Source organism: Paenibacillus castaneae (genome assembly GCF_002884445.1).
In the GTDB taxonomy this organism is placed as follows: Bacteria; Bacillota; Bacilli; order Paenibacillales; family Paenibacillaceae; genus Pristimantibacillus; species Pristimantibacillus castaneae.
The window spans coordinates 4,423,129-4,436,000 of sequence record NZ_KZ614144.1 but is presented as its reverse complement, the minus strand read 5'-3'; the positions used below and the strand labels follow the sequence as shown (position 1 = coordinate 4,436,000).

The 12,872-nt window shown below is 42.1% G+C and carries 10 protein-coding genes; 9 read left to right on the top strand and 1 reads right to left on the bottom strand.

All coding sequences use genetic code 11. The features are described from left to right. Window positions 1-95 precede the first annotated feature (95 nt). Complete coding sequence (locus tag CEF13_RS20040; protein ID WP_102713337.1) at window positions 96-1,028, top strand: nucleoside hydrolase; 933 nt, start codon at window positions 96-98, stop codon at window positions 1,026-1,028. A 418-nt stretch (window positions 1,029-1,446) separates the two neighbouring features. Here the strand turns inward: CEF13_RS20040 and CEF13_RS29330 are convergent, their stop codons facing one another. Next, window positions 1,447-1,533 (bottom strand): putative holin-like toxin, encoded by an 87-nt coding sequence (locus CEF13_RS29330; protein ID WP_268760193.1) that lies wholly within the window; start codon window positions 1,531-1,533, stop codon window positions 1,447-1,449. A 589-nt stretch (window positions 1,534-2,122) separates the two neighbouring features. Between CEF13_RS29330 and CEF13_RS20035 the strand changes: the two genes are divergently transcribed. From CEF13_RS20035 to CEF13_RS20000, 8 genes are all read left to right on the top strand, one after another. After that, window positions 2,123-4,432 (top strand): helix-turn-helix domain-containing protein, encoded by a 2,310-nt coding sequence (locus tag CEF13_RS20035; protein WP_102713335.1) that lies wholly within the window; start codon window positions 2,123-2,125, stop codon window positions 4,430-4,432. A 188-nt stretch (window positions 4,433-4,620) separates the two neighbouring features. Beyond that, complete coding sequence (locus CEF13_RS20030; RefSeq protein ID WP_102713333.1) at window positions 4,621-5,541, top strand: ABC transporter permease; 921 nt, start codon at window positions 4,621-4,623, stop codon at window positions 5,539-5,541. Between the two features lie 12 nt (window positions 5,542-5,553). Beyond that, window positions 5,554-6,414: a carbohydrate ABC transporter permease gene (locus CEF13_RS20025; protein ID WP_102713331.1), complete on the top strand. Its 861-nt coding sequence runs from the start codon at window positions 5,554-5,556 to the stop codon at window positions 6,412-6,414. Between the two features lie 120 nt (window positions 6,415-6,534). Next, window positions 6,535-8,022, top strand: coding sequence for an extracellular solute-binding protein (locus tag CEF13_RS20020; protein WP_424991943.1), 1,488 nt, complete (start codon window positions 6,535-6,537; stop codon window positions 8,020-8,022). 29 nt (window positions 8,023-8,051) lie between these two features. After that, the gene (locus CEF13_RS20015; protein WP_102713327.1) at window positions 8,052-9,107 is read left to right on the top strand and encodes an amidohydrolase family protein; all 1,056 of its coding nucleotides are present in this window, start codon (window positions 8,052-8,054) and stop codon (window positions 9,105-9,107) included. Between the two features lie 30 nt (window positions 9,108-9,137). Continuing rightward, window positions 9,138-9,533 carry a Rieske (2Fe-2S) protein gene (locus CEF13_RS20010; RefSeq protein ID WP_102713325.1) on the top strand — a complete coding sequence of 132 codons (396 nt, stop codon included), beginning with the start codon at window positions 9,138-9,140 and terminating at the stop codon, window positions 9,531-9,533. A 369-nt stretch (window positions 9,534-9,902) separates the two neighbouring features. Then, entirely contained in the window at window positions 9,903-10,694 is a 792-nt protein-coding gene (locus CEF13_RS20005) for an AraC family transcriptional regulator (protein WP_244917168.1), read from the top strand. Window positions 10,695-10,926: 232 nt separating this feature from the next. After that, complete coding sequence (locus CEF13_RS20000) at window positions 10,927-12,870, top strand: alpha-glucuronidase (protein WP_102713321.1); 1,944 nt, start codon at window positions 10,927-10,929, stop codon at window positions 12,868-12,870. Window positions 12,871-12,872: the final 2 nt, after the last annotated feature.

Sequence of the window (12,872 nt, the reverse complement as noted above, 5' to 3'; positions counted from 1 at the left end):
GTATGATGCTACTGCATTATTTAAATTGTTTGTAAAATGAATTTATTATAGCATGGCTGAAAAGCCAATTCATTATATAAATGGAGGAAGAGTATATGGGACAAGTTTTTCCGATATTATCCACTGATGAGCTGGTTCGCAAGCTAGAGGCTCCAGGAAGTAGAGTTAGAATGGTGCTCGATACCGATACTTTTAACGAGATCGACGACCAATTTGCGGTCATTTATGCGCTCTTGTCGCCCGAAAAAATAGAGCTTCAGGCTCTTTATGCAGCACCGTTCCATAATGAGCTCTCAACTGGACCGAAGGACGGGATGGATAAAAGCTATGAGGAAATCATTCGTATTCTTAAGCTAATGAATCGAGAGGATGTCCCCGTCTATCGAGGTTCAGAAGCTTATTTGCCTGCCGCTAACTCCCCGATTCGGAGCGAAGCAGCGCTGGATTTGGTAGAGCGCGCAATGGCATGCGAGATAAATGATCCATTATATGTAGTTGGAATCGCTGCCATTACGAATATTGCGAGTGCCATTCTGCTGGAGCCGCGGATTATCGAGCGTATCGTCGTGGTCTGGCTGGGCGGCAACGCACTGGATTGGCCTGACACTCGCGAGTTTAATCTCGCACAGGATATCCACGCCTCGAGAACGTTGATGGACTGCGGCGTGCCTCTGGTCCTGATCCCATGCATGGGAGTCGCTTCAAACCTACGTACGACACTATCGGAGATTAGAGACTATGTAAAGCCTTCAGGCGCGATTGGAGAGTACCTCTATGAGACATACAAAAACTGCAAGGATGATCATTTCGCTTATTCCAGAGTGATATGGGATATCTCGGTTATCGCTTGGCTGAATCAGCCAAAGTGGGTTCCTTCGCGGCTTATTCCAAGTCCAATAATTTCGGAGGACTTTCGCTGGAGCACGGATACCACAAGACATTTGATACGCTGCGCGAGCTATATTGACCGTGACGCGGTGTTTCATGATCTGTTCTCCAAGCTTGCGCTAAGCAAAGCAGAGACGTAAGATAGCCATGCCTAGAGCCCCTGTCATCCCGAGTGGAATGACAGGGGCTCTGTTGATAAATCATACTTAAAAAAGGAAATTTCCGCGGCTAAAGAAGGTAGATTGAGTTTTTTTATAATGATAGTGAGTTGGAAAGCAAAAAATTCGTTGCCGCTACATTGAAAGACTTAATTTGAGTGAACGTATCGCCTCTTCAAATCAGCGATCAAGCTTTGAATTAAATCGAATGCGCCTTTTGGAGCCTCGAGCAAAATAATAATCCTGTGTGAATGCTTAATCCCATCCTGATTTTTATCGATAAAGCAGCTAGTGAATAAAAAAAAGCCAGATCATTGAGGTGACCTGACTTGTACGTCGGCGGCTTGTAAATGGCGGATTTATTAGTATGGTTTCAAACCAAAACTAGTGCCACTTCAGATCATTTCCTCTTGTCAATATAGGTTAACAGTGTGAGTATAAATAACCCAAATGCAAACATGATTGAAAGAGCTTGAAATATATCCATGCTTACAACCTCCACCTTTCTAGTGAGGTGTCCGCCGTGTACAAGTCGTCTAACGTAAACTTAATACTTTTTGGATTTATATGGAAGTGCATAATGTACTAACTATATGTTAGTGCTTATTCTACATAATGCGATAAGATGGCTTTTTAAACTACAAATATGAGGATCAATGTGGCTTATCATGGGACGTTTGCGAAATTAGAGTGGAGCAATGTGGAGCAATTTTGCCTACAAATTATTAATGGTCTAGTAGTTTGGACTTGTGCTAGTCAAAATTATTAATGAATAAGTGCTAGAAATTTATAAAGTAATTGGTCAAGACCCCAGATAGCGGACACTGAATAAAAGACACTACCTAACAAGTTGAAGCCGGCACTTAACCGGAGTCAGCTTGTTTAGTTTTCTCATACAAACTTTTATCTGTGTTCTATTGAATAAATTTTTATTTCGAAAAAAATAGAGTTCTATGACATAAAACTACAAACATCTGTGGTATTATTATGTAAAATTACGTAATGACTGCTTTTCTGGGAGAGAGATAAAATCGGGTTAACAAAAGGCAGTCCATAAGAACAGCAGGGGTGATGTAATGAAACGATCTACTCATATCCAAGCTCATGCTCCTAAGCGAGAGGTATCCCAATCGTCGCCACTCATTCGGCAGACTCTCTTTTGGCAGTTGTTCGCTAACTATTTCCTGCTTATTCTCATACCGGTTATTGTGGCTAGTGTACTCGCCTATATTCTTGTCGTTCGGATTATTGTAGAGGATGCTGAGCGCTTCAATAATGTTATTATGAGTCGCTTCGCTGAGCGAACAGACACAGAACTACAATCATTAAAAGACAATATGATCAATATGTTAAGCGCTTCCAATATACGCAGCGTACTTCGAATGCCTGTTAATTTGTCTTCTGATCATATGCAACGTATTGAGTTGCTTCATTCCCTTCGAGAACAGCTGCAGCAACTAGAATCCAATGAGCTGGTGGGGAAAGCCTATTTTTATTTTGTATATGAAGATTTGATTATAGATGCTGATACGTTTACGAATAAATCGTATTACTTTAGCTCTAAGAATGTACTAGGGCCCAGCTGGAGTAAAGATATTAATACTACCCTGACCGGTAAGAAAATGATGGATTTCATGGAGAATCCTACCTCTCTTACGGCGATGATGAGCTATCCCTTTAATACGCAAACGCCAGAAGTCTATCTGCTCGTCGACATTAAGGCTGATAAGCTCAAGGAGCAAATTTATATTTCGGAGGATTGGGTTAAAGGTACGGCTATTGTAGATGGGTCTGGAAGATTAATCGCTCATATGGGGATGTCGATGCAGGACCAAGAGGTGCTGCGGGATCGTATTGCTAAGGTTGGACTGACCTCACACTTTACGATATCTAAAGAGACGGGGCTGTTATTGGATCAATCTAGTTTCGATAATTCTTGGCATTATATTAGTATGACTGATCTAGGTACGGTAATGAAGCCTATCTACTGGACGCGTGGCATTAGCTTAATGTTCTCCATCTTTTTTCTATTGGTGGGAGGAATGGTTTCCTACTATTTAAGCAGGCGTCTGTATTTACCGATCAGAGAAATTAAGGATGGACTGGAGTCACATCATCCAAACCATGATAAGCCTTTGCATGCAGGTAATGAGTTTGATGTGATTAAGCGATACTCTGAGCGTATTATGACGGAGAATAAAGAGCTGTTTCACCGTGTAAATGGAATGCTGCCAATTATACAGGAGCAATTCGTTGCGAAAATATTGCAAGGACAGTATCGAGACGCGCTATCAATCGAGTATTACGCGAAGGAAATTGCATTCAGCTATAGTTGCAACGTGGCTAGAACGGTCGTAAGTATTGCGCTACATTATAATCCATCGGAATACCAGCTTCTATCAGAGTCCAAACGAATATTTATTCTAACAGAGCTGAAGGAAAGCCTCTATAAGCTGGATCCTATTGTGGCATGGTTATGCCAGACGAAGCCGGATATGCTGGTTTGTGTTCTTCAGCAAGATACGTTGATGAATCAGAAGACGGAGCAGCTTGAAGAAAGAATGAAAGAGTTATTAATGCTTTATGGGAATTACTTCAAAGCAACGATTGGAATAGGTATAGCTGTGGAAAGCATAGAACAACTATCCTTATCCTATGATCATGCGTTAAACGTTCTAAAGGATCGTAAATTGGATTCCACAGTGGAAATTTGCAATAACCTCAGTTACTGTGAGCAACAGGTAGATTCATTCTTATCCATTCAAGATGTACAGCGGATATTGAATCAATACAAAACCAGAGAGTATGACAAGCTGCTTGCATTCATGCTAGATCTGTTGGAAGAAGGCAAGCGGAAAGAACTGACAGCTTTGCAGATGAAGTATTTATGTACGGATGTGCTGAATACGTGGATTCGAGCCGTGGAGTCGGAGCATCACGATCCCAATGTTCCTTATTATGCTGGCCTATTCGAGCAGATGAGTTTTTGTATGACTTGGGAGGAATTGAAGCATTGCTTCCAGCACATTCATAGTTTCCTCTTCCGTGTGGCCGAGACGAGTAATCGCAGTCAGCAATTTCTAGAAATTGTTCATTATATTCAGGAGCATTATAACGAGGAATTGTCGATCGAATATTTTGCAGGCAAGATGAACATGTCTAGCGGGCATTTCAGCCGTATATTCAAAGAAGAAATCGGAGAGAAGTACGTTGATTATATTGCGAAGTGTCGGCTCACGAAGGCAAAGCAGTTTTTACTTGAAACGGATATGAAAATCGATGAAATTGCAGAGCAGGTAGGTTATTGGGGAAGGAATTCCTTGATTCGGGCTTTCCACCGCTACGAGGGTATTACTCCTGCAAAGTATCGTACGATTCACCAGTAGGGAACAAAGGGGACTTCATTATTTTCTGAAGTCTCTTTTTTTACAATATGTATGGAAAAAACCTAGAAAATCAGGGAAATGTAAGGAACGCGACTCTTAGAAAAAATAGGTGCTTTACGCTCCTAAGGACACTTCGTATAGTGAAGACAACTTAATAAATGTAAGTGCTTTCAACTGGAGGTGAAGGAATGGCGAGTCTACTACGAATTAGTCATGTATTGAAGAAGCATAAAGCGTTATACCTGTTGATGCTGCCTGGTATTTTGTACTACTTAATATTTAAATACGCTCCGATGTACGGCATTATCATCGCCTTCCAGGACTATTCAATCGGTCGAGGAATTTTAGGCAGCAAGTTTGTGGGACTCAAGCATTTTATTGAGTTTTTCTATGTTACTCCCGACGCTTGGAAGCTAATTCGGAATACGATGATGTTGAATATTTATGACCTTGTCTTTCACTTTCCAGCGCCAATCCTATTGGCTATTTTATTTCATGAATTAAAAGGGAAATGGTTTAAACGCATTGTACAAAACATTAGCTACTTGCCCCATTTCCTTTCAACCGTCGTTATTGCTGGTATTCTTGTCACTTTCCTCTCTCCGACGACAGGGGTAGTGAATCATTTTCTCGTACAAATACTCGGTATGGAGCCCATTATGTTTCTAGGTATACCAGAGTGGTTCCGAACGGTGTATGTCGGCTCTGAAATGTGGCAGAAGGTAGGCTGGGGCACGATTCTATATTTGGCGGCTATTTCCGGCATCGACCCGATGCTCTATGAGGCAGCTAAGATGGATGGTGCAAGCAGATTACAGCAGATGCGGCATATTACCTTCATTGGTATGATTCCGATTATGATTATTTTGTTCGTACTAACCCTAGGCCACTTCATGGAAGCGAGCTTTGAGAAAATATTGCTCATCTACAATACGATGAACTATGAAACATCGGATGTCATTAACACCTTTGTTTATAGACGAGGTATTCTCAATGCTGATTTCAGCTTCGCGACAGCGGTTGGTCTATTCCAATCTGTTATTGGCTTTATGCTAGTCGTTCTAGCTAATCGCATCGTACGTAAACATTCAGAAACTAGCTTGTGGTAAAGGAGGAGTGCTATGAATAGGCAGGAGAGCTGGGGTTCGAAGCTGTTTGATGTCTGTAATATTTTATTTATGCTTGTTCTTATTATGGTTATGGTCTATCCCATTCTGTATGTATTCTCAGCCTCCATTAGTAATAATGCAATGGTAGCGAGTGGGGCAGTGTTACTTTGGCCGAAGGATATTACCTTTATTGCTTATGAGAAATTAATTTACAATCCTGATCTATGGATGAGTTACTGGAACACCATTCGATATGCTATAGTCCATACGGTTCTTACACTCATTGTAACCTCTGCCATGGCGTATCCATTAGCCAAACGCTGGCTGCCAGGTAGAAGAATTATTTTGATGCTGGCTGCCTTTACGCTTCTCTTTAATGGCGGTATGATCCCAACCTTTATTATTGTGCAGAAGCTTCAGCTGCTTAACTCCATCTGGGCGATCGTGCTTCCTTCCCTTATTAGTACATGGTATTTGTTTATTATGCGAACGTTCTTTGAAGGACTGCCTGAGGAGCTAGAGGATGCAGCTGCAATAGATGGCTGTGGAACGATACAAATACTCATTCGAGTTGTTCTGCCGTTATCATTGCCTGTTATGGCGACTATAGGACTGTTCACAGCAGTTAACCAATGGAATGCTTTCTTCAATGCTCTAATCTATTTACAGGAGCGTGATATGTATCCTCTTCAAATTATGCTGCGCAATATTCTAATAGCAGGTGCGAATGTGCAGGGAGAAGGGGATATGACTTATCTAGAAACGTTGAAATACGCCATGATTATTATTGCAACTGTACCTATTCTATGTGTCTATCCGTTCATTCAAAAATATTTTGTACAGGGTACGATGGTGGGCGGTATTAAGGGATAGCTATAGGCTTCATCGGAAGTCTATCTCTATATAGTAAGGCTGCTTTAGCATATAAAAGGAGGTTATGGTATGAAGCAAGCTCACATTAAAAGGCTGATCGTTATCGTATTGCTCGGTGTAATGATGATAACAGGCTGTTCTAGTGGCAAAAGTACAACCTTAGGTCCAGACAATCCGATTACCTTCTCATGGCTAGTGTACGATCGGGTAGAGGGCAAGGTGCTGGATGATTGGGAAATCTTTAAAGAGATTGAGGCTAAGACGGGGGTAAAGGTTAAATTCCAAGTGGTAAGTCAGGATGGTTTAGACGAGAAAAGACAAATTATGATCGCGACAAACACAGCTACTGATTTTATTCAAATAAATACACAAGATGGTCGGGAGCATGGGCCAGATAAAGTATTTTTGAATTTAAAAGATTATTTAGATAAGGCGCCTAATTTGAAAGCATTCTATGACAATTACCCCGAAGCGAAGGCGTTAGCAACAGGATCTGACGGCGGCTTGTATACTGTGCCAGTCCTAGAGGGCGATGCAGCGGGCAAAGGCTTCAACTTCATCTGGTATGCACGTAAGGATATTCTAGATAAGCATGGTATCAAGGCTCCAACTACGGTTGATGGCTTCTATGATTTTTTGAAAGCATTGAAGGCTCAGTATCCGGACTCCTATCCACTCATTTCGAACGGTATAGTGGGAGATACAGGTCTGTACACAACCTTTGGCAGAATATTTACGGGTATTCATGGGTTTTATAATATCGATCCTTTAACAGATCAATATGCATTCGCACCGAATCAACCAGGCTATCAGGAGATGCTGGTGTTCTTGAATAAATTGTATTCGGAGAAGCTGCTTGATCCAGAGTATTCATTATTAACGCAGGCTCAGTGGGAAGAGAGAATTTTGACGGGTAAATCAATGGTTACGTATTTCTGGAAAGCGGATTTAGAGTCCTTGGTTGATAAAGCTCGTAAAGCGGGTACAGCTGAGTATGATCTAGATGCGATACCATTATTTGCAGCAGAAGGCATTAAAAACTATCAATATTCACGTCCTATTGTAGGCACGGTCGGTCGTGCAATTTCTGCAAAGGTAAAAGATAAAGATCGTGCTGTTCAATTTCTTGATTATCTGATCGGAGACGAAGGCTCTAATTATCTCAGCTTAGGAATTGAAGGCAAGACGTATACGATGGAGAATGGCAAAGCGGTTTATAATCGTGAGTTTGGAACATCGCCATTTGCTACACTTCGTAAGGACTGGGGCGTATGGTATGACTTGATCACGCTCAATAATGCGAAATCTCGTGAAGTATGGGAGCGTGGATTGAGTGAGAAGAGCTTAGCGATTAATGCGGGCTACGAGCAATATATCATTCCTTCACCGAAGCAAATTGTTAAGACAGTGGAAGAGCTAGAGCTTGAGAAATCGAAGCTTAACAACGTGAATAAATTTTTGGAGCAGAAGATTACAGAGTTTGTAACAGGTAAAATACCTATTAACGATGAGACGTACAAACAATTTGTTGATCAAGCGAAGAAGCTGGGCTCAGAAGAGCTGCTCACTATGTATAACGAGGCATATACACGCACGTACAGCAAGTAATCCTGCTTGGGAGATGGAGGATGCAGGCAATGAAGGGATATAAGATTATCGATGCCGATGTTCATAATGAACAGGAGGATGCAGCGCTGCTCCCGTATTTGAAGGAGCCTTGGCGATCTAGGGTTGCTGCATCCGGCATTGGTTATGCGGGTTCTGGCTACTATTCACCTATCGGTGTCATGAAGAAGGACTCTATTCCCCCAGGTGGGGGAAGGGCTGGCTCTAATCCTGATTTTATGATTAAGCAGCTAATCGATGGGTATGATCTTGATTATGCGATTCTGACAGGGGTAGTCTATAACATTTCTACAACACATGATCCTGATTATGCTGCCGCGATCTGCTCTGCCTATAATGATTTCTTGATTGCGGAATGGTTTGGCAAGCATAAGGCGTTCAAGGGTGCAATGGTTGTCGCTACCCAGGACCCATTGCTTGCCGCACGTGAAATAGATAGAGTTGGCGGACATCCCGACATTGTAGAGGTGATGATCTCCAGCGCAGCTAGGGCTCCACTAGGACAGCGCTATTATCATCCGATCTATGAAGCGGCTGAGCGCAATGGTCTTCCAATTGCTGTTCATCCGGGTGCAGAAGGTGGTGGGGGCTCGACGGCTCCTACATCTGCAGGCTACCCATCACGCTATATTGAATGGCATACATGCTTGTCCCAGATGTTCATGGCACATTTAGTTAGCCTTGTATGCGAGGGAGTATTCGTTAAGTTTCCTAATTTGAAGTTCGTTATGGTAGAGGGAGGCGTTGCATGGCTTCCAGGTCTGATGTGGAGACTAGATAAAAACTACAAAGCTTTACGCTCTACTGTTCCTTGGCTAACGAAGCTGCCTAGTCAATATATTCGAGATCATTGTTATTTGACCACACAACCGATTGAGGAGCCCGATAATCCTCAGCATCTTATTGATCTATTCAATATGATTGATGCAGAGAATATGCTGCTTTATTCAAGTGACTATCCACATTGGGATTTTGATTCCCCAGATCATATTTTACGTAAGCTCTCTCCAGAGGCTAGGCGCAAAATATTTCGTGACAATGCATTACAGCTCTATAAATTGACGTGATTTTCGATTGGGGCGTAAGGGAGGATCACTATGGCAGTGCACTATGTGCTGAAGGAAGAGGATATTCCAGAGGGTGGATTTTCCCTAGTGCAAGTAGATGGCCGTGAGATAGGCATCTATCACGTGAACGGCGAATATCATGCCATTCATAATTATTGTCCACATCAAGGAGCGCCGATGTGTGCTGGGCTTGTATCTGGAACGACGCTTCCTTCCGAGGTGTACAGTTATGAGTATGGGAAGGCTGGTCAAATCATTCGATGCCCATGGCATGGTTGGGAATTCGATTTGAAGACAGGTAAAGCATTGTTCAATGAGAAGATTAGAGTAAGGAAGTATACGGTTGAAATTGAGGATGGTAAGATCGGAATTTTAATAACCAAATCTATCACTGGCAGCGGTGCGATCAGGGATTCGATCCTCTAGGATCCACCATACAAAAAGGTCCGAAGAGGCTGTCCCAAAAGCATTAAGCTCGCTGAAATAGATGCTCGCTTCGAACAGGAATGTAGGAAAATATTAATAGCAGAACAGGGGGCTAATCCTGTACTGCTATTTTTTTATTGTGGTCTATGTTTGCTTGCTTCATGAGAAGCTAACTGCGACAGGGCATATTTCAACGATCAGGGTACCATTATTGATAAAGAATTAAAGATCCGTCACGGATTCAGGTCCCTCATATATTGATAGTTTTTTCTAATCTAATCATAACGTCGACATTTATTATTGACAAGGTTGAACTATAGTAATAGGGTTTAAATTAAAGGCATTATTTGGGAGGAGATCAATTTGTCAGTGGAAATTAACGACTTCTTAGTTCCTGATATCGGCTACTTAATATATAGAAAGTGCACACCAACATGGGAAATCGCAAAAAATGAAATCTCATTTTGTGACATCACTTATGTCTTAGAAGGGAGAGGAATCTATATCATTAATGGAGTACAATACGAGGTGAAGCGCGGTGATCTTCTTTGCATTCCACGTGGAAGTATTCGTATGGCTCACTGCATCGTCGATGACCTTATGAACGTGTACTCCGCTAACTTCAAACTCTATGAAATGAACGGACAACTAGCCGACCTTCCTCTTCCTTTGCTGACGCACATTGGGATTAAAAGCGACCTCATCGGGCTCTTTCGTGAGCTATCCAATGCCTGGGTTCGTAAGGAAACCGGGTATCACACAAAAACCAGAGGTCTGCTGCTTGTCATTATTCACAGATTGTTTGAGCTGATTCTCTTAAAAAAAGACCACACGAGCACCGACTATCGGGTGAAAAAGGCTATCAACTATATATCTGAAAACTACGCGAGCAATGTTTCTGTAAAAGAGATTGCAAATATGGTAGGGCTCAATACGGTATACTTTGGGGCACTATTTAAAAATGAAACGGGAATACTGGTCAATCAATATTTGACGCAAACGAGAATTAACCATGCAGAGGACATGCTGCAAAATGGCGAATGTAACGTAAGCGAAGCCGCGGAGCGTTGCGGGTATAATGATCTGTCGCACTTTCGAAAGCAATTTAAAATGATCAAAGGATATTCGCCATCACAATGTCTCAGAAATCAACCAGACTAGCGTATGCTAGTCTTTTTTTTGAAAAAAATAATCTTTAATTAGGCATTGTTAACTATATTCAGACTATTGTCGAAAGGTATCTTCAATGCTAAGTTTTATATTAAGAAACAAAAGTGTTTTGGCTATCTTTATAGGTGCTGCACGATGAACTTAATATGAATAAAATGTTGAATTCACACCCTATATTTTTTAGTTGATGAAAACGCTTTAATTTATTTAATAGAGGTGCTTCATGGATCACGCGGGACGTATATATTCCGAATACAATGCTTGGCTGCAGCCAAAATCCAGTCTAGAGCCTAAAGCTTTGCGAATCAGTGCAGGCTTCGATTTAGATTTTATCCATCAAGAATGTCATCTAGGTCTAATTCGCCTATGGGGAGAAATTCAAGAATGCGCTGAGTACACGCTGCAATTAAAAGTTGATGACTTGGAGCCTGAGGAGTTTTCACTTACCCCACTGGAAAATGGATTCGAGATCGCAGGCGGCAGTAAGAATGGTCTCTTATATGGTGTTTATCGCTTCCTAAACCGTCTTGCCACTGGAGAGAGCATGGAAAAGATTCGTGAACGCTCTGCACCCAAAGTGGACTATCGCATTATTAATCATTGGGACAACATGGATGGGCACATTGAACGCGGATATGCCGGTAATTCTTTCTTCTTCCTTAATAATAAATTTGACTACGATGAAGAAAGAATTAAAAATTATGCCCGACTGATGGCTTCTATCGGAATTAACGGAATTTGCATTAACAATGTGAACGTGAACAAAGTAAGCGCTGGTCTGATTGCTGAACCGTTGCTTTCTGACACGGCAGAACTAGCTGCACTGTTTAGACCTTTTGGCATCCGATTATTGGTATCCGTACATTTTGATGCGCCTATGATCGTCGGCGGTCTTACAACCTCCGATCCGCTGGATGCGGGAGTAAAGGAATTTTGGAAAGCTCAATCCGCGGTTGTATACGATAAAATCCCGGACTTCTTAGGTTATGTGGTGAAAGCGGATTCAGAGTTTAGAGGCGGCCCGGAGGCCTTTGGACGAACTCAGGCAGACGGTGCCAATACGATTGCCGCAGCGGTCGCTCCATATGGAGGGTTGGTCTTTTGGCGGTGCTTCGTATATAACTGTAAGCAAGACTGGAGAGATACGCAAACCGACCGCCCAATGGCAGCTTATAAGCACTTTCAGCCACTGGATGGCACATTTGATCAAAACGTCATTCTTCAAATCAAAAATGGTCCTGTAGATTTTCAGACGAGAGAGCCAGTTTCGCCTCTTTTCTCAAGCCTTAAGAAAACCAACGAGGCCATTGAGTTTCAAATTGCTCAGGAGTACACAGGCCAGCAAATCGACCTGTTCAGCCTAGCTGTTCAGTGGGAAGAAATTTTGACAACTGAAGTTGATAAAGGGAAACAGTTGAAATGTTTGTTTGGTCAAGAAATCGTTGCTATGACAGCGGTTACAAACACAGGCAATAACATGAACTGGACAGGCAACACCCTTGCACAGTGCAATCTGTACGCCTTTGGGAGAATGGCATGGAATCCGGAGCTTACTGCTAAAGAGCTGATCAGTGAGTGGATTCGGATTACGTTTGAAACAGATGAACATGGACGCCAAACGATAGAAGAGATGCTGCTTAAATCAAGAGGGATTTACGAGAGCTATACAGCGCCTCTTGGTATTGGCTTTATGGTAAATCCAAGTAATCACTACGGACCTAATGTTGACGGATATGAGTTTTCAAATTGGGGGACTTATCACAGAGCAAGCTTTGATGCGATTGGAGTCGATCGAACTTCCAAAGGAACGGGTTATACACTTCAGTATCCAGAGTCAATACAAAGGATGTACGACCATATAGAAAGCTGTCCAGAGGAATTATTGCTGTTTTTCCATCGAGTTCGGTACGACTATAAGATGAAAGACGGACGAACTTTGCTTCAGTACATATATGATAGTCACTTTGCGGGTGCTCAGCAAGCGGAAGCATTGTTACAATCCTGGGAGACTCTGGAGAACCGGGTTCCACAGGAAACCTATAACTCGGTGAAAGAGAGACTTGAACTTCAGCTAATCAATGCTCACGAGTGGCGAGATCAAGTGAATACGTTCTTCTATCGCAAAACAGGAATTGACGATGAAAAGGGAAGGAAAATTTATAGGTAAGG